Here is a 17,778-nt window from a genome sequence, read left to right as displayed (position 1 = left end):
TCAGCGGTGACGCTGGCGGGGCCGGGTGTTAGCGCAACCACCTGTCTCGTGCATAGGTTTGCGATAACGGTTATCGCTAACATGCTGAATAACCAACGAAAACGCACCACTTCCATCTTTCAGCCCGGCCCGCTTGGGTCTATACCGCCGCCAAATCCCGGATCAGGAGTCGCCCATGACCATCACCGTCGGTATCAACGGTTTCGGCCGCATCGGTCGCGCCACGCTGGCGCATATTTCCGAAAGCCTGCGCAACGATATCAAGGTCGTCAAGGTCAACGCCACCGGCCCGATCGACACTGCCGCGCATCTGATGCGCTATGACAGCGTGCATGGCCGCTTTGCTCATCCGATCACCGTCGAGGGCAACACGATAGATCTGGGCCGCGGCCCGATCGAGATGTATTCGACCTATGACATGACCGCGCTCGACTGGGACGGCGTGGATGTGGTGATGGAATGCACCGGAAAGTTCAACGACGGGCTGACCGCCAAGACCCATCTGGAGCGTGGCGCGCGCAAGGTGCTGCTCTCGGCCCCTGGCAAGAACGTGGATCGCACGGTGGTCTACGGCGTCAACCACGACATGTTGCAGGCGAGCGAGCGAATGATCTCGAACGGCTCCTGCACCACCAATTGCCTGGCACCGCTCGCAAAGGTACTGCACGAGGGCATCGGCATCGAAAGCGGCATCATGACCACGATCCACGCCTATACCGGCGATCAGCCCACCCTCGACCGGCGGCACGACGACCTATATCGCGCCCGCGCGGCGGCAATGTCGATGATTCCCACATCCACCGGGGCCGCAAAGGCGCTTGGCGAGGTGCTGCCGGAACTGGCGGGGCGTCTTGACGGATCGGCCATCCGGGTGCCGACGCCCAATGTCTCGGCTGTCGATCTGACCTTCGTGGCGCAGCGCGACGTGACCAAGGCCGACGTGAACGAGGTTGTCGCCGCCGCGGCCGCAGGGCCGATGAAAGGCGTGCTGGCCTATGATCCCGAGCCCAAGGTCAGCGTCGATTTCAACCACACCGAGGAAAGCTCGATCTTCGCACCCGACCAAACCAAGGTGACCGGCAAGCGGCTGGTACGGGTGCTGGCCTGGTACGACAACGAATGGGGCTTTTCGTGCCGCATGGCCGACGTGGCCGTGGCCATGGGCCGACTACAGTAAATTCCCGCGCCCTTGCGCGATTTGGTCCTGTCGGGCATACCCGGCCGGACCTTTTCATTCGAAAGCCACGCCATGACCAACCGGATCGCGATCATTCTCGGGCTGATCATCGTGGCCGGCCTCGGCTTCGACATGATCCGAAACGACAGCGCGGGTCTCGTCTTTCTGGGGCGCAAGTTCATCGAATTTGTTGAGTATCTCGCCTTCTGGCGCTGATTAACGCTGATCGCCTTCCCGCTCAAAACTCGGTGATTTGACAGGTTTCGAATTTCGTTTATGTTCGCGCACAAATGTTAGCGCTAACTTTCGCTATATCCCATCATATCAGGAGGACAGGCCATGACACTCAGGTTGGCAATCAACGGGTTCGGCCGCATCGGGCGCAACGTGTTGCGCGCGCTGGTGGAAACCGGGCGCGATGACATCGAGATCGTGGCGATCAACGATCTCGGCCCGATCGAGACCAACGCACATCTGCTGGAATTCGACAGCGTGCATGGCCGTTTTCCCGGCACCGTCACCACCACCGTGGACGGCATCGACGTCGGGCGCGGACCGATCCGCGTGACGGCGATGCGCGACCCCGCCGAATTGCCCTGGGGCGATATCGACGTGGTGCTGGAATGCACGGGCATCTTCACCGACCGTGACAAGGCCGCCGCGCATTTGGCAAACGGTGCCAGGCGCGTGCTGGTCTCGGCCCCCTCGAAGGGCGCGGATCGCACGGTGGTTTACGGGGTGAACCATGGTGAGCTGACCGCAGAGGACGTGATTGTCTCGAACGCGTCCTGCACCACCAATTGCCTCGCCCCCGCGGCCAAGGTTCTGCACGAGAGCATCGGCATCACTCGTGGGTTCATGACCACGGTTCACAGCTATACCGGCGATCAGCCGACGCTCGACACCATGCACAAGGATCTGTATCGCGCACGGGCGGCGGGGCTGAACATCATCCCCACCACAACCGGGGCGGCGCGCGCCGTGGGGCTGGTGCTGCCTGCGCTTGACGGGCGGCTGGATGGCACCGCCATTCGCGTCCCCACCCCGAATGTCAGCGTCGTGGACCTGACATTCGAGGCCGCGCGCGACACGGATGCGGACGAAATCAACGCCGCAATGCAGGCGGCGGCAAATGGCCCGCTGAACGGCGTGCTCAACGTCACCCGCCGCGAACTCGTGTCATCGGATTTCAACCACAACCCGCATAGCAGCATCTTCGCGGTCGATCAGACCAGGGTGATGGACGCCCGCATGTGCCGGGTTCTGGCCTGGTATGACAACGAATGGGGATTCTCCAACCGCATGCTGGATGTGGCCGCCGAAATGGGCAGGCATCTCGGTTGATCAGGAAAGTTTGGCCAACAGCGCCTGTTTCACGGCGGGGGGGACGAATTTCGTGACGTCCCCGTCAAGCCGGGCGATCTCCTTGACCAGTTTCGATGCGATGGCCTGATGGTTGGCATCGGCCATCAGGAACACCGTCTCGACCGAGTTGTCGAGCGCGCGATTCATGCCGACCATCTGGAATTCATACTCAAAATCCGTCACCGCCCGCAGGCCGCGCACGATGATCTGCGCGCCGACGTCATGGGCCGCGTTGATCAGCAGGTTCTCGAACGGATGCGCGACGATCTCGGTGCCGGTCTCGGCGCTGAGCGCCTCGGCCTCGGCCTCGATCATCGCGACGCGCTCTTCCAATGAAAAAAGCGGGCCCTTGTCGCGGTTGATCGCCACCCCGATCACCAGCCGGTCCACCAGAATCGCCGCCCGGCGGATGATATCGACATGCCCGAGCGTGATCGGATCGAACGTGCCGGGATAGAGGGCTATGCGCATCGGGCCGCTCCTTTGTTACAGTCGAAGCGCACGCAACAATATTGCATGGCTGAATGCAAGCCCTAGTAGCCCATGATCATGCCTTCCAGCGCGTTCTTCTCCATCGACAGCTCTTCGAGCCGTGCCTTGACCACATCACCGATGGTGACGATGCCCACCAGCTTGCCATCCTCTACCACCGGCATGTGGCGAAAGCGGCCGTCGGTCATCCGGGTCAGCACCGCGTCGGAACTGTCGTGGCGCGAGCAGCAGACCGGGTTGCGGGTCATCATCTCGGACGCGGTTTCGGTCATGCAGGAGGTGCCGCGCACCGCAAGGCTGCGCACGATATCGCGCTCCGAGAGGATTCCATCGACGGTTTCGCCGTCGCGCGACACCACGAGGCCGCCGATCCGTCGTTCCGCCAGCGTCTGTGCCGCCTCAGAGACCTTGGTCTCGGGGGTGATCGTGATCACCACGCCGTCGCCTTTGGATTTCAGGATTTGCTGGACCAGCATGACGTATCCTCCGAAACAAAATATCCTCAAATCAGCGTGATACAGAACAAAATTTTTGTCAACCGCGCGCCTCCAGCCGGGCAACCTCCTGCCGTACTCCATCGGCAAGGGCGGCGGCAAAGCGGTTCTGCCGTTCCAGCCGACGATCATCGGCATGGCGCACAAGGTAAAAACTGCGCGTGAGGGTGAATTGATCGGTCAGGATACGGCGCACACCGCGCGCCCAGGGCAGCGAGAAATCGTGCAGCACGCCGATGCCACCGCCCTGCCGCACCCAGTGAAGCTGCACCGAGACCGAGTTCGACCCCAGGCTCACCCGCTCCACCCCGGCCTCGCTGAGATAGTCGAGTTCCTTGTCAAAGATCATGTCCTGAATATAACCCACCATCCGGTGACCGCGCAGGTCGGCAAGCGTCTCGATGGGCGACGCGCGCCGTAAATACCGGGCCGAGGCCGCCAGATGCAGCCGGTAATCGGTCACTTTCTGCACCGTGAGCCGCCCAGCGGTCGGCGGGCTGACGGCGATCACCATATCGGCCTCGCGCCGCGTCAGGTTGAAGACGCGCGGCAGTGCGACGATCTGGATTTCCAGATCGGGATTGTCGGCCCCGATGGCGGCGCAGACCTGCGGCAACAGGAAATTGGCGCAGCCATCGGGCGCGCCGATGCGGATCTGCCCAGACATGCTGCCCGCCTGCCCCGCCATGTCCTCGGCGGCGGTCTGTATCGCCTGTTCGGCGCGTATCGCATGCGCCATCAGTCGCCCGCCCGCCTCGCTCAGCGCATAGCCGGTGGGGGATTTGGCGAAAAGCGGCGCGCCGATCTCTTCCTCAAGCCGCGCCACGCGGCGGCCCACCGTGGCCGGGTCAATGCGCAGCGCGCGGCCCGCCCCCGACAGGCTCTCGGCCCGTGCCACGGCCAGGAATATCCGGATATCGTCCCAATGCGGTTGCATGGTGCTCCCTTTGCAAAAACGCAAATCGCTTTTGGAATATTGCCTCTTTTCCCCTGAGTTTTGCAAGACTACCCTGCGCGCAACCCTGAAGGAGGACCCCAAATGCTAGAACTGACCCATTATATCAACGGCGCACATGTCAAAGGCACGTCCGGCCGGTTTTCCGACGTGTTCAACCCCGCCACTGGCGAGGTGCAGGCCAAATGCCCGCTGGCCAGCGTCGAGGAATTAGAACAGGCGGTCGCGGCCGCACAGGCCGCCCAGCCCAAATGGGGTGCCACCAACCCGCAGCGCCGCGCCCGGGTGATGATGAAATTCGTCGATCTGCTCAACCGCGACATGGACAAGCTGGCCGAGGCACTGAGCCGCGAGCACGGCAAGACCTTCCCCGATGCCAAGGGTGACATTCAGCGTGGTCTGGAAGTGGTCGAATACTGCATCGGCGCGCCGCAGATGCTCAAGGGCGAATTCACCGATAGCGCGGGCCCCGGCATCGACATGTATTCCATGCGTCAGCCGCTTGGCGTGACGGCGGGCATCACGCCCTTCAACTTCCCCGCAATGATCCCGTTGTGGATGTTCGCGCCGGCATTGGCCTGCGGCAACGCCTTCATCCTCAAGCCGTCCGAGCGTGACCCCTCGGTGCCCTTGATGCTGGCCGAACTGATGGAAGAGGCGGGCCTGCCCAAGGGCCTGTTGCAAGTGGTCAACGGCGACAAGGTCGCGGTCGATGCGATCCTCCACAATGACGTGATCCAGTCGATCGGCTTTGTCGGCTCGACCCCCATCGCCGAATATATCTATGGCACCGGCTGCTCGCAGGGCAAGCGCGTGCAGTGTTTCGGTGGGGCCAAGAACCACATGATCGTGATGCCCGATGCCGATATGGATCAGGCCGCCGATGCGCTGATCGGCGCGGGATATGGTGCGGCTGGCGAACGCTGCATGGCGATTTCCGTGGCCGTGCCGGTGGGCGATGAGACCGCCGACCGGCTGATCGAGAAACTGGTGCCGCGTATCGAAAAGCTGAAAGTCGGCCCCTACACGGCGGGCGATGACGTGGATTACGGCCCCGTGGTGACCGCAGCGGCCAAGGAAAAGATCCTCGGGCTGGTGCAATCGGGCATTGATCAGGGTGCGGAACTCGTGGTCGATGGCCGCGATTTCAACTTGCAGGGCTACGAGGACGGCTTCTTTGTCGGCCCGCACCTCTTTGACCGGGTGACGCCGGATATGGACATCTACCAGCAGGAAATCTTCGGCCCCGTGCTCTCGACCGTGCGCGCGGGCAGCTACGAAGAAGCGCTCAAGCTGGCGATGGATCACGAGATGGGCAACGGCACCGCGATCTTTACGCGCGACGGCGACGCGGCGCGCGATTTCGCCAACCGGATCAATATCGGCATGGTCGGCATCAACGTGCCGATCCCGGTGCCGCTCGCGTATCACACCTTTGGCGGTTGGAAGAAATCGGCCTTTGGCGATCTCAACCAGCACGGCCCGGACGCGTTCAAGTTCTACACCCGTACCAAGACCATCACGTCGCGCTGGCCCTCGGGCATCAAGGACGGCGGCGAGTTCAACTTCAAACCGATGGAGTGACCGCTTGCGCCCCGGCCTTCGGGCCGGGGCGGGCGCGCCGTCCCGCTCAGACCGTCCCGATCTTCATCGCACGTTCGATCAGGGTCTTTATGATGGCCTGAACATCGCCATCTTTCCAATAGGCATTATGCGAGAGCGGGTTCCAAGCGGTCAGCGGGTTGCCCGCGCTTATCCAACGCTCATCGAGTTCCCCGGCCTTTTCGAGATCGGCATAGCCCTTTCCCGCACCGGCCAGCGGCATGCCCAGAATATCGTTGCGGCTGTTCAAGTTGACCCACCAGGGGTTGAATCTGTGATCAGGCGGGATGCGCGTGCCGGGACGCGAGATCGCCTTCACCTCGTCATTGGCGCAGGAGAAGGTGAAAATCGGGATATTGCAGCCAAAGGTGACGAAGGCCGCCATCGTTTCGCAGCGCTGAAACGGGGTCGGCGCTGTCGTATGTTTCTTCTGAATATCCCAGATATGATTGGACATGACATGCCCGCCCAGTGAATGCGCCAGCACGATGAGCGGCGCAGCGCCGCCGGTCACATCCTCAAGATGGGCAAGCGCATGCGACACCCGCTCGTGGATGGCCGGATAGACAAAGGAATGATTACCCTTCTCCCAGCGATAGGCCGCCGCATCGGCCAGACGGTGCATGACGAAACCGCGGGTTTCAAGCCAATGCGCCTGACCATCCAGTGATTTGGAAATGTACTCCTGCTGGCGCTCTTGCAGGATGTGAGACCAGAATATCTCACGCCAGCCTACGAAATTGTCAAAGCGGTCCTCGCCGATGCGGCGGCGCACACCCCTGTACAGATCGCGGGAAAAGCTGATTTCGTTATCCTGTTGTGGCTTGTCGCCCTGGCTGCCCATTCCGTGGATCACCGCCACCGCGACCGCATGTTCGTCGGACATTGCGCCTTCCTCCATGAGATCGCGGCAAGCCATCTCCACCGCTCTTCCCTCAAAAGACCACAGACACGCGTGCCGCACAACCTTTCAGAGAGCAGCCAAATCCGACCCCGAAACCCCAGCAAAAAAAACCGCCGCACGTTCCAGCGAACGGCGGCGGCAAGGTGCGGCGGGTCCTCATCCTCTGACGATATTCGGGGGGACTGAGGCAAACCCCGAAAACCGGTTGGGACAGGCAGTGCGTACACCTCCCCGATTTGGGACAGTGGGGCGGCGCACGAAGGGCCAGAGGGCGGACCCGCCAGGCAGAAACCTGGTAAAACGCTGTCAGAACATTCCGGGCAGGTAGAGCGCGCCAATCAGCGTCACCATCAACGCGGCCGCCCCGATGGCATCGCCGACAATCGTATCCTGCGCGCGGATCGCGGCGGTCTTGATCTGGTGCAACATGGGGTGGTTCCTCCTGAACTCCGTTCTGTTGCTCATTTGTTCTCATATTTCCAATGCGCTGTAAAGAACTTTATAAGAACATTTGTGGACCTATCGGAACACACCGCCTAACCGACTGATAACAAACGGATCGCCTGATCCTGTTCCATCAGCCACAAGAGAACACGCGCCGCTTGCCCGCGTTCCCCCTCCAGATCCGGATCGTCATGTAACAGCTTGCGCGCGTCCGATTGCGCCACCGCCATCAGCGCTGCCTGCGCCTCGAGGTCCGCCACGCGAAATTTCGGCAGGCCCGATTGCGCCGTGCCAATCAGGTCACCCGCACCGCGCATCTCCAGATCGACCTCGGCTATGCGAAACCCGTCTTCGGTGTCGCGCATCGTCTCCAGCCGTTTGGCACCGCCCTCGCTCAGCGGGGCCTGATACATCAGAAGACAGGTCGAGGCCGCCTCACCGCGCCCGACGCGGCCCCGCAACTGGTGAAGCTGCGCGAGGCCGAAACTTTCGGCGCGCTCGATCACCATGATCGAGGCATTGGGCACATCAACCCCCACCTCGATCACCGTGGTCGACACCAGCACGCTGGTTTCGCCCCGCTGAAAACCAGCCATGGCGGCATCCTTGTCCTCGGGCGGCATCTGGCCATGCACCAGCCCGACAACCCCCTCGCCGAACCCCGCGCGCAACCTTTGATACCGCTCCTCGGCGCTCGAAAGATCCACCACCTCGCTCTCTTCCACCAGCGGGCAGACCCAATAGGCCTGCCGCCCTTCGGCAATGGCGTGGCGCAGGTGATCGACCACCTCGTCGATCCGCCCCATATTGACCAGCGCGGTCTTGATCGGCTTGCGTCCGGGCGGCTTTTCATCCAGCACGCTGACATCCATATCGCCATATTGCGCCAAGGCGAGGCTCCGCGGAATCGGCGTCGCCGTCATCACCAGCACATCCGCCTGCGCACCCTTGCGGCCCAGTTCCAGACGCTGCCGCACGCCGAAACGGTGCTGCTCATCGACGATGGCCAGCCGCAGATCGGCAAATTCCACATCCTTTTGAAAGACCGCATGTGTGCCCACGAGGATCTGGATATCGCCGCGCCTCAACGCGGCCAGCTTGGCGCGCCGCTCTGCCCCCTTGTCGCGGCCCGTGAGGATCTCCAGCACCACGCCAGCGCTCGCTGCCAGGGGCCGCAACCCCTGCAAATGCTGCCGCGCGAGGATCTCGGTCGGGGCCATCATCACCCCCTGCCCGCCCGCCTCGACGGCGATCAGCAGCGCCTTGAACGCGACCAACGTCTTGCCCGCGCCGACATCGCCCTGAAGCAACCGGTTCATCCGCATCTGCGACGCCATATCGCCCGCAATCTCGGCAATCGCGCGGGTCTGCGCGCCGGTCAGTGCATAGGGCAGCGCGTCGAGCACACGGGCCTGCAAGGTACCGGTGCCCACCGTCGCGCGCCCCTTGGCCCGGCGCAGCTTGGACCGTGCGAGCGCCAGCGTCAGCTGATGCGCCATCAACTCGTCATAGGCCAGCCGCTCGCGCGCCGGATGCGCGGGAGACAGATCATGCGCCCGCGCGGGCGCATGCGCGGCGCGCACCGCCGACGCCCAATCGGGCCAGCCCGCCTGCGCCTTTTGCACCGGGTCGATCCATTCCGCGAGGTCCGGCACCCGGGTCAGCGCCGCCTGCGCCGCCTTGGCCATCGTGCGCTGCGTGATGCCTGCGGTCAGCGGATAGACCGGCTCGAACGCGGGGATCTCGCCCGCATCGTCAAGCGGCAGCACATGATCCGGGTGCACCATCTGTGCGACCCCGTCGAACAGCTCCACCTTGCCCGAGACCACCCGCCGCGCGCCGGTCGGCAGAGCCCGCTTGAGGTAATCGCCCTGACTGCGGAAGAAGACCAGCTGAAAACTCGTGGCGGCATCCTCGACCACGACGCGGTAAGGCCCGCCCTTGCGCGTGTTGGGTCGGTGCTGTCCGACCGTCACCTCAACCGTCACCACGCCAGGGATCTCGGCCCCCTGCACGGTGGCGCGCCGCGTCCGGTCAACGCCCGAATGCGGCAGGGTAAAGATCAGGTCGCGCGGGCGGGTGATGTCCAATGCCGCGAGGGTCTGCGCGGTCTTCGGCCCCACCCCTGCCAGCGTGTCGAGCCCCGCAAAGAGCGGAAACAGGATCTCGGGTCGCCCGCTCATGCGTCCCCGATGAGAGCGAGCCACTCGTCCTCGTCCACCGTTTCGATACCCAACTCAGTGGCCTTCTTGGCCTTCGATCCCGCCCCCGGCCCCGCCACCAGCAGATCGGTGCGCGCGCTGACGCTGCCCGAGACCTTGGCGCCCAGGGCCTCGGCCCGCGCCTTGGCCTCGGCGCGGGTCATCTTCTCGAGGGTGCCGGTAAAGACCACCGTCTTGCCCGCCACCGGGCTGCCTGACGTGTCGGGCGCGGCGGCGGCCTCGACCGTCAGATGCTTGACCAGCCGGTCGATGCTCGTACGCTCGTTGTCTTCGGCAAAGGCCCCGACCAAGCTGCGCGCCAGCACCTCGCCCACGCCGTCGATGCCCAGCAGACGCTCCCAGTCCGGGCCCTCGAAGCCCGCCGCGCCATCCATGGCCGCCGTAAACTCCTCCCAGCGGCCATAATTGCGCGCGATCAGGTTGCTCGCCTGCTCGCCCACATGCCGGATACCGAGCGCAAAGAGCAGCCGCCCGAAGGGGATTTTCCGTTTTTCTTCAATTGCGTCAAAGAGGTTATTCGCGCTCTTTTCGCCCCAGCCCTCGCGGTTCTTCAACTGCTGCAGGCCGCTGCCAAAGCGCTCTTGGAGAGTGAAAATATCGCCGGGTTCCGCAATCCAGCCATCGCGGTAGAACTGCTCGACCTGCTTGGCCCCGAGGCCTTCGATGTCAAAGGCCGCGCGGCTGACGAAATGCTTGAGCTTTTCCACCGCCTGCGCGGGGCAAACCAGCCCCCCCATGCAGCGCCGCACCGCGTCGCCCTCCTCGCGCACCGCTTCGCTGCCACATTCCGGGCAGGTGGTGGGAAAGACGTAAACCTCCGCCCCCTCTGGCCGCTTCGACAGATCCACATCGGCGACTTTCGGGATCACGTCACCCGCGCGGTAAACCTGCACCCAGTCGCCCACGCGGATATCCTTGCCGTCTCGGATCACCCCGCCTTTGCTGTCGCGCCCGGCAATGTAATCTTCGTTGTGCAGGGTAGCGTTGCTGACAACGACGCCCCCCACCGTCACCGGCGTCAGCCGCGCGACGGGGCTCAGCGCGCCGGTGCGCCCGACCTGAATGTCGATCGCCTCCAGCCGCGTCCATGCCAGCTCAGCCGGGAATTTATGCGCGATCGCCCAGCGCGGCGTGGTCGAGCGGAACCCCAGCCGCGCCTGAAGTGCCAGGTCATCGACCTTGTAGACCACCCCGTCGATGTCATAGCCCAGCGTGGCACGGGCCTGCTCGATCTCGGCATAATGGGCGAGCAGCGCGGCGGGGCCATCGCAAAGCCGGGTCAGCGGATTGGTGGAGAAGCCGAGGCTCGCCAGCCGCTCGACCGCGCCCATCTGCGTGTCGGAGAGCGGGGCCGACACCTCGCCCCAGCCATAGGCGAAGAACCGGAGCGGGCGCGCGGCGGTGATGGTGGAATCGAGTTGCCGCAGCGATCCGGCGGCGCCATTGCGCGGATTGGCGAAGGTCTTGGCCCCGCGCGCGGCCTGCCGGGCGTTAAGCGCATCGAAATCCTCGTGGCTCATATAGACCTCGCCACGCACCTCCAGCACTGCAGGGGCATCCTCCAGCCGCTCGGGGATATCCGCGATGGTGCGGGCATTGGCGGTGACGTTCTCGCCCACCTCGCCATCGCCGCGCGTTGCGGCCTGCACCAGTTCGCCACCCTCATAGCGCAGGCTCAGGCTCAGCCCATCGATCTTGGGCTCCGACGTATAGGCAAGGGGCGCATCCTCACCAAGACCCAGATAGCGCCGGATACGGGTGTCGAACTCGGTGATATCGGCGTCCTCGAACGCATTGCCGAGGCTGAGCATACGGATGCTGTGGCGAACCTTGGCAAAGCCCTCCGCCGGGGTAGCACCCACCTGATCCGACGGGCTGTCGGCGCGCTTGAGGTCCGGGAACCGCGCCTCAATACCGGCATTGCGCGCCTTGAGCGCGTCATACTCCGCGTCGCTGATCTCGGGCGCGTCATCGGTGTGATATGCGGTATTGGCCGTGCCCAGAACCTGCGCCAGCCGCGCCAGCTCCGCCCGCGCCTGTGCCTCGGTCAGCTCCTCGACGCCAAGATCCGCGCCCTCTGTCGTGTCGCTCATCGGCCCCTCATCGCGCTGGCGGTTGCGGGGCTGCGCGCCCCGCCCTGTCAGAGTGATAGGGCCAGCGCGATCGGAGGTCCAGAGATCAGGTTGCGCTCAGGCCCCGATGGCCAGCGGCCTACCCTCCATCTCGCTCGGCTCGGGATCGCGCAGCACATAGCCCCGGCCCCAGACCGTCTCGATGTAATTGTCGCCCCCCGTCGCCACGGTCAGCTTCTTGCGCAGTTTGCAGATGAACACGTCGATGATCTTCAACTCCGGCTCGTCCATGCCGCCATAGAGATGGTTCAGGAACATCTCCTTGGTGAGGGTCGTGCCCTTGCGCAGGCTCAGCAATTCCAGCATCTGGTATTCCTTGCCGGTCAGATGCACAGTCTGCCCCGCCACATCCACGGTCTTGGCGTCGAGATTGACGTTGATCTTGCCGGTGCGGATGATCGATTGCGAATGCCCCTTGGATCGACGGATAATCGCATGAATGCGCGCCACCAGTTCCTCGCGATGGAACGGTTTGGTCAGATAGTCATCGGCACCAAAGCCAAAACCGCGTATCTTGTTCTCGGTATCGTCGGCCCCCGACAGGATCAGGATCGGCGTCGCGATCCGCGCCAGACGCAATTGGCGCAGCACCTCATGCCCGTTCATGTCCGGCAGGCCGAGGTCCAGCAGAATCAGATCGTAATCGTAAAGTTTCGCCAGATCGATCCCCTCCTCCCCCAGATCGGTGGTGTAGACATTGAGATTGGCATGGGTCAGCATCATCTCGATGCTCTTCGAGGTAGTGGGATCGTCCTCGACCAGTAATACACGCATTAGGCTTCTCCATTCATCGTGCAGGCTTCCCCGCAAGACTGGCCATAAATGGTTAACCTAGCGTTACCGTCACCGGAACATTTTGCGCACGCACTTCAAGGTTGTCTATATGCCTTGAGTAACGTTACCTTGAGCGCGTCCTGACCGTGATTTTCCACTGCGGTCAACCAACCAAGGAACTCCTCTTCACTCAACCCATAAGTGCGTAGCGCCTCAGACTGAGAAATCAACCCATAGGCGACTCCCCGCACCACAGCGAGCTTGCGTGACGACACCCAGCGCCGCGTGTCCGGCGGCGGCAGGTCGGCGCGGCTGAACACCGTGCCATCCGGCAGCGTCACCGCTCTTGGCCCTCCGACTTTCTTGAGATACATCGCTATCACCCCTTTCTGACCACTGGCCGTTAAAATGCCGCGATCGCCCTTAACGACCGGTGAAACCGGGGCTTGAGAGTAGTTAGGATTTTCCTATATTCTGCGAGACCCGACCGGAGACCCCGAATGGCACTTGACCGCGACACCCCCCTCAATTCCCTGGGCTTTGCCAAAAGCCCGGCCGAGACGCGCGTTGTCGTCGCCATGTCGGGTGGCGTCGACAGTTCCGTCGTGGCAGCACACCTGGCGTCAGAGGGCTATGATGTCGTGGGCGTCACCCTGCAACTCTACGATCACGGCGCGGCACTGGCCAAAAAGGGTGCCTGCTGTGCCGGTGTCGATATCCACGACGCCCGCCGCGTGGCCGAGGATCTGGGTTTTCCGCATTACGTCCTCGATTACGAAAACATCTTTCGCGATGCTGTGATCGACGAATTTGCCGACAGTTATCTAGCAGGGGCCACGCCGGTGCCCTGCATCCGTTGCAACGAGCGGGTGAAATTCAAGGACCTGCTCGAAACCGCCCGCGATCTCGATGCCGATTGCATGGCGACGGGTCATTACATCCAGCGCAAGATGGGCGCGCATGGTCCTGAGTTGCACAGCGCCACCGACGCCGCGCGCGACCAGTCCTATTTCCTGTTCTCCACCACGCCGGAGCAGCTTGACTACCTGCGCTTCCCGCTTGGCCACCTGCCCTCCAAGCAGGCCACGCGGGAGCTGGCGGCGCAATACGGCCTGCAAGTGGCCGACAAGCCCGACAGCCAGGACATCTGCTTTGTGCCGAACGGCAACTATGCCAGCGTGATCGAGAAACTGCGCCCCGGTGCCGCCGAGCCGGGCGAGATCGTGCATACCGACGGGCGGGTTCTGGGCAGGCATGACGGCGTCATCCACTACACGATCGGCCAGCGCCGCGGCCTCGGTATCGGCGGGCTGGAAGAACCGCTCTACGTGGTGCGCCTCGATGTCGACCAGCACCGCGTGATCGTCGGCCCCAAGGACATGCTGGCCACCCGCCGCGTGCCCCTGCGCGAGATCAACTGGCTGGGTGACGAAGCCCTCACATCGCGCGCCGAATGGCCCGTGATGGTCAAGGTCCGCTCCACCCGCCCCCCGCGCGACGCGGTGCTGCGCCCGCTCTCCGAGACCGAGGCAGAGGTCGAGTTGCTCACCCCAGAGGAAGGCGTCTCACCCGGTCAGGCCTGCGTGTTCTACGCCCCCGAAGGAAGCCGCGTTCTGGGTGGTGGCTGGATCTGGCGGGGATACTGACCGGCCCCACCACAGAAGCCATCGCCCGCCGTTATTGCACGGGCGGCGGCGGGGCGGCGCAATGCCCGCCCGTCGCGGCCAATCCTGATCCGAGCGCCAGCATAGGCGGCGCCGTATAGGGGTTGAGCGGCTGCGAATGCGCATGATCGAGCGCCAGAAGCCCCGCCACACCTAGCGCCACCAATAGCGTTACATTCCGGCGGATCATCGCGTCGCCTCCAGCCCCAGCATGGGGCGCAGCCGGATGCCTACCCAGGACCCCGCAAAGGCCGCGATGAACCACACCCAGCCATGCGCAGAGCCGGTGCCGATCCCGCTGAAGAACGCGCCGATATTGCACCCGAAGGCCAACCGCGAGCTATAGCCCAGCACGAGCCCCGCAATGATCACCGCAGCCCACGCCCGCGCCGGAAGCTTGCCGACCGGAGAGGCCAGCCCGGATCTCCACCACGCCACGAGCGCTGCGCCACCGATCAGCCCCAGATCGGTGAGCGAGGTGATATCCGTGAGCAGGCTCGCCTGAACCTGCGCGGCATTGCCCGGGGCCGCCCAAAAGGTCGAGCCCGACAGATCGCCGCCCATGGCCACCACGCCCTTGGCGACCCACAGGCCCAGCCCGTAAACCACGCCCCAGGGCTGGCCCGCCACCATCAGATGCAGGATCGCCAGCCCCGCCAGCACCAGAATCGCACCCCAGTAGCGGCGCGGCAGCCTGTGTGATCCCTTGACCCCAATGAGCAGCGCCAGACCCGCCACTGCCGCCAGCCCCGACAGCGTGATCATCAGGCCCTGCGTCCCCTCAAGCGCGACCACCGGCAGGCTGCCCAGAGAGGTCCACCACGACAGGTGATAGGCCCCGCCGAAACTGCCGATGGCAAAGAATGGCAGCGCGACCGCGCCCACGGCATTGCCGCTTCCGGCATTGACCAGCGTACCAGACCCGCAACCCAGAACCACCTGCATCGCCGCGCCGAAGACAAAGGCCCCGCCGATCATGGCAAGGCCCACAGGCGCATGCGCGCCCTTCAACTCGGCCCCGTTCGCCGCCAGCAGCGGAAACGCCGCAAGCGCCACGATCGCGATGCAGATCAATTGCGCGATCAGCCCCGAGGCGTCGCGCTCCAGGATCATCCGCCGCCACGGCCCGGTAAAGCCGAAGCGGAACCCTTCGAGCGCCAGCCCGAAGCCCAGTCCGATCAGCAGCACCACGCCGAAACGCGGCCCCGCAAAGAGCGCCACGGCCAGCACCAGCGCGAGCACAAACAAAATCATGAGGCCCCGCGACAGCCCGCCCGGTGCGGTGTCTTGGGGCGCGGGGGCGGCGGTCGTGCTGCTCATGGTCCCGCTCTCAGTACTTGCCGGTGATCTTGTTGATCATGTTGCGGAAAAGACCCGGCACATTTGCCATCTCGTAACCCGCGTTCGACCAGCCGACCATGGATTCAGGATACATGCGCACGCCGTCTATGCCCGCCACCTCGCTCAGTGCGAACCAGTTGGTCGCGGCCCAATGGCCGGTATTGCAGAACGACACCAGCCTGTCACCCTGCTCAAAACCATTTTCAGCAGCCAACTGACGGATCAACTCCGGCTTGATGCGCGCAGGCTCGTCTTTTCCGAACCAGCGGTCATGGGTGAAATAGCGCGATTGCGGCAGGGTGCCGGGCATCGCGGCGGCCCCGTGCTTGGTCTCGCCCTTCCAGAAATTCTCGGGGCGGGCGTCGATCAGCTCGGCCTGCTCCTCGCCGTTGACGATGGCCTGCACATCCTCGCGCGTGGCCAGCCACGTGTCCGAGAAACTGACGGTGATCTCGCTCGGGGTCACGCTCGGGGCCTTGCCCTTGGCAACCTGTTCGCCGGTTTCGGCCCAGCCGTTCATGCCGCCGTTGAGGATTGCAAGCGAGCTGACTCCGCTCGATTTCAGCGTCCAGTAGACCCGTGCCGCAGCCCCGAAATCGGTCTGATTGCTGCCCTGATGCACGACCACCACGCGGTCGTCCGCGTCGATACCAAGGCCACGCAGCACCTCGGTCAGATGACCCTCAGAGACCAGTTTGCCGGGATTGTCCGACGGGCCGCGAAACAGGCCATAGGGCGCGTTCAGCGCGCCGGGCACATGGCCCTCCTCATAAGTTCCCTCGCCCCGGATATCGAGCACGACCGGCGCGCCTGCATCAAGTGCTGCGCGCAGCTCGCCGGGCTCCAGCAGCGGGCCGAATTGTGCCTGCGCGCTGACGGGCATAACGGCCATCGCCCCGGCAAGGCAGGCATTGCGGATAAGGCAGAACATGGCAGGCTCCTTTCATGTCGCGGACATGTCGCGTTGCGCTTAATCTATTCCACTCTCCGGGGGGCAACAAGGGCGCATGGTCTCACAGCCGCTTCACCGCGCCCGGCAGATGCCCACGATTCAGAGGTCCCTTGGGAACCCGCCGCGTCGCCCGCGCGATCTGCCCCGCAGCGGTCGCCATGCACCGCACCGGGGCCGTCACGCGACGTGTCGCTCCGGGCCAGGCCCCTCACGAACCTGCACAGGTCCCTTTCCCCGGTTTACCCCGTCACCGACCGGCGCACCATGTCCCAATGGACCGCCTCGACCTGCGTCAGCGACAGACGGCCCGATTCACGATACCAGGTATTCACTCCGGTCAACATGGCGATCAGCGCCATGCTGGCGATGCGCGGCTCGGAGACTGCCATTATGCCGTCCTGGGCACCTGTCCGCAGAATCGCCTCGAGCCGGGTCTCGTAGTCCCGCCGCAGCCCCTCGATCACTTCGAAATTCTCCGGGCCGAGATTACGCAACTCCATGTAGGAGACAAAGACCGCCTCGGCGCGAAGGATGTTGAAGCGGATGTGAAACCGGGTAAACGCCTCGAGTTGCGCCATTGCCCCGCCCCGCTGCGGGGCTTCGGCATCCCAGGCCTCCAGCAAATCCTCCATATGCGTGCGCATCAGATCGAACAGCAGCGTCTGCTTGTCCGGCGTATAATTATAAAGCGCACCGGCCTGCACCCCCACCTCACCCGCGATCTGCCGCATCGAGACGGCAGCATAGCCATGACGCGCAAATAACGAGAGCGCCGCCGCGCGGATGCGCGGACCGGTGATGTCGGAATGCGAGCCTTGGGTGCGTGCCATACCTGCCGACTTAACTGAACATACGTTCAGATCAAAGCCCCTGCTTGCCCTTTCCGGGCAAAGAGTGGCAGTAAAGTAGCGAACCACCTCGCAAAGGACCGCTTCTCATGCGCCCGTGCCCGTCTTCCCTCTCGCTCGCGCTCGTGCTTGTCCTCGTGACGGGCTGCGCGGAGGTGCCACCGCTCTCTGAGGAGTTGCGGGCAGAGCGTGGCACGATTGTCTATCCCAAACTCATTCCCGCAGGCGAGATCACCGGGCAGGTTCCGCCCGCCGCAACCGATGCCCGCAGCGCCCCGGATCTGGAGGAACGCGCCGCACGGCTGCGCGCCCGCGCGGCACGGCTCTCCGGGCCGGCCATCGACGCCGAGACGCGCGCTCGCATGGAAACCGGTATCGAACAGTAAAAACCGGCCCTCTTTGAGCGCGCGCC

Annotated in this window: 19 protein-coding genes; 6 read left to right on the top strand and 13 right to left on the bottom strand. The window is 64.0% G+C overall.

Going from position 1 to position 17,778, the window contains the following annotated elements; translation table 11 throughout:
* Positions 1 to 175 precede the first annotated feature (175 nt).
* From gap (BHD06_RS02995) to gap (BHD06_RS02985), 3 genes are all read left to right on the top strand, one after another.
* Positions 176 to 1,177, top strand: a complete 1,002-nt coding sequence (gene gap / locus BHD06_RS02995) for a type I glyceraldehyde-3-phosphate dehydrogenase (protein WP_080455464.1) — start codon at positions 176 to 178, stop codon at positions 1,175 to 1,177.
* Positions 1,178 to 1,249: 72 nt separating this feature from the next.
* A complete protein-coding gene (locus BHD06_RS23590; protein WP_176214266.1) occupies positions 1,250 to 1,393 on the top strand; it encodes a hypothetical protein in 144 nt (47 codons plus the stop codon).
* Between the two features lie 123 nt (positions 1,394 to 1,516).
* Complete coding sequence (gene gap, locus BHD06_RS02985) at positions 1,517 to 2,521, top strand: type I glyceraldehyde-3-phosphate dehydrogenase (protein WP_080455462.1); 1,005 nt, start codon at positions 1,517 to 1,519, stop codon at positions 2,519 to 2,521.
* Here gap (BHD06_RS02985) and coaD read toward each other — a convergent pair whose 3' ends face one another.
* The 3 genes from coaD to BHD06_RS02970 all read right to left on the bottom strand — a co-directional run bounded on the left by coaD (position 2,522) and on the right by BHD06_RS02970 (position 4,465).
* Positions 2,522 to 3,013 carry a pantetheine-phosphate adenylyltransferase gene (coaD, locus tag BHD06_RS02980; RefSeq protein WP_080455461.1) on the bottom strand — a complete coding sequence of 164 codons (492 nt, stop codon included), beginning with the start codon at positions 3,011 to 3,013 and terminating at the stop codon, positions 2,522 to 2,524.
* Between the two features lie 62 nt (positions 3,014 to 3,075).
* A complete protein-coding gene (locus BHD06_RS02975) occupies positions 3,076 to 3,510 on the bottom strand; it encodes a CBS domain-containing protein (protein ID WP_080455460.1) in 435 nt (144 codons plus the stop codon).
* 58 nt (positions 3,511 to 3,568) lie between these two features.
* Positions 3,569 to 4,465: a LysR family transcriptional regulator gene (locus tag BHD06_RS02970; RefSeq protein ID WP_080455459.1), complete on the bottom strand. Its 897-nt coding sequence runs from the start codon at positions 4,463 to 4,465 to the stop codon at positions 3,569 to 3,571.
* Between the two features lie 102 nt (positions 4,466 to 4,567).
* On the opposite strand from BHD06_RS02970, the gene BHD06_RS02965 reads away from it, so the two are divergent.
* A complete protein-coding gene (locus BHD06_RS02965) occupies positions 4,568 to 6,067 on the top strand; it encodes a CoA-acylating methylmalonate-semialdehyde dehydrogenase (protein WP_080455458.1) in 1,500 nt (499 codons plus the stop codon).
* Between the two features lie 46 nt (positions 6,068 to 6,113).
* Here BHD06_RS02965 and BHD06_RS02960 read toward each other — a convergent pair whose 3' ends face one another.
* From BHD06_RS02960 to BHD06_RS02940, 6 genes are all read right to left on the bottom strand, one after another.
* Positions 6,114 to 6,971: a hypothetical protein gene (locus BHD06_RS02960; protein ID WP_080455577.1), complete on the bottom strand. Its 858-nt coding sequence runs from the start codon at positions 6,969 to 6,971 to the stop codon at positions 6,114 to 6,116.
* A 324-nt stretch (positions 6,972 to 7,295) separates the two neighbouring features.
* Positions 7,296 to 7,418: a hypothetical protein gene (locus tag BHD06_RS24165; RefSeq protein ID WP_254892284.1), complete on the bottom strand. Its 123-nt coding sequence runs from the start codon at positions 7,416 to 7,418 to the stop codon at positions 7,296 to 7,298.
* A gap of 107 nt (positions 7,419 to 7,525) precedes the next feature.
* Positions 7,526 to 9,616 carry an ATP-dependent DNA helicase RecG gene (gene recG, locus BHD06_RS02955; RefSeq protein ID WP_080455457.1) on the bottom strand — a complete coding sequence of 697 codons (2,091 nt, stop codon included), beginning with the start codon at positions 9,614 to 9,616 and terminating at the stop codon, positions 7,526 to 7,528.
* On the bottom strand, positions 9,613 to 11,748 hold the full coding sequence (gene ligA / locus BHD06_RS02950; RefSeq protein ID WP_080455456.1) for an NAD-dependent DNA ligase LigA: 2,136 nt from the start codon (positions 11,746 to 11,748) through the stop codon (positions 9,613 to 9,615). The genes recG and ligA overlap by 4 nt, the downstream gene beginning before the upstream one ends.
* A gap of 96 nt (positions 11,749 to 11,844) precedes the next feature.
* The gene (gene ctrA / locus BHD06_RS02945) at positions 11,845 to 12,561 is read right to left on the bottom strand and encodes a response regulator transcription factor CtrA (RefSeq protein ID WP_080455455.1); all 717 of its coding nucleotides are present in this window, start codon (positions 12,559 to 12,561) and stop codon (positions 11,845 to 11,847) included.
* Between the two features lie 95 nt (positions 12,562 to 12,656).
* Positions 12,657 to 12,935, bottom strand: coding sequence for a DUF1153 domain-containing protein (locus BHD06_RS02940; protein WP_080455454.1), 279 nt, complete (start codon positions 12,933 to 12,935; stop codon positions 12,657 to 12,659).
* Between the two features lie 126 nt (positions 12,936 to 13,061).
* Here BHD06_RS02940 and mnmA point away from each other — a divergent pair, with 126 nt between their 5' ends.
* Positions 13,062 to 14,207 (top strand): tRNA 2-thiouridine(34) synthase MnmA, encoded by a 1,146-nt coding sequence (mnmA, locus tag BHD06_RS02935; RefSeq protein WP_080455453.1) that lies wholly within the window; start codon positions 13,062 to 13,064, stop codon positions 14,205 to 14,207.
* Positions 14,208 to 14,238: 31 nt separating this feature from the next.
* Here mnmA and BHD06_RS23585 read toward each other — a convergent pair whose 3' ends face one another.
* The 4 genes from BHD06_RS23585 to BHD06_RS02920 form a co-directional block, all read right to left on the bottom strand.
* Positions 14,239 to 14,415 carry a hypothetical protein gene (locus BHD06_RS23585; protein WP_176214265.1) on the bottom strand — a complete coding sequence of 59 codons (177 nt, stop codon included), beginning with the start codon at positions 14,413 to 14,415 and terminating at the stop codon, positions 14,239 to 14,241.
* The gene (locus BHD06_RS02930; protein ID WP_080455452.1) at positions 14,412 to 15,545 is read right to left on the bottom strand and encodes a YeeE/YedE family protein; all 1,134 of its coding nucleotides are present in this window, start codon (positions 15,543 to 15,545) and stop codon (positions 14,412 to 14,414) included. Before BHD06_RS02930 ends, BHD06_RS23585 begins: the two co-directional genes overlap by 4 nt.
* Positions 15,546 to 15,555: 10 nt before the next feature.
* Positions 15,556 to 16,497, bottom strand: coding sequence for a sulfurtransferase (locus BHD06_RS02925; RefSeq protein ID WP_080455451.1), 942 nt, complete (start codon positions 16,495 to 16,497; stop codon positions 15,556 to 15,558).
* Between the two features lie 260 nt (positions 16,498 to 16,757).
* Complete coding sequence (locus BHD06_RS02920; protein WP_080455450.1) at positions 16,758 to 17,348, bottom strand: TetR/AcrR family transcriptional regulator; 591 nt, start codon at positions 17,346 to 17,348, stop codon at positions 16,758 to 16,760.
* Between the two features lie 107 nt (positions 17,349 to 17,455).
* On the opposite strand from BHD06_RS02920, the gene BHD06_RS02915 reads away from it, so the two are divergent.
* On the top strand, positions 17,456 to 17,752 hold the full coding sequence (locus BHD06_RS02915; protein ID WP_080455449.1) for a hypothetical protein: 297 nt from the start codon (positions 17,456 to 17,458) through the stop codon (positions 17,750 to 17,752).
* Positions 17,753 to 17,778: the final 26 nt, after the last annotated feature.

Source organism: Roseovarius sp. A-2, assembly GCF_002072155.1.
Taxonomy (GTDB): Bacteria; Pseudomonadota; Alphaproteobacteria; order Rhodobacterales; family Rhodobacteraceae; genus Roseovarius.
Note: the sequence above shows the minus strand (reverse complement) of the source record. Positions and strands in the feature narration are given on the sequence as shown.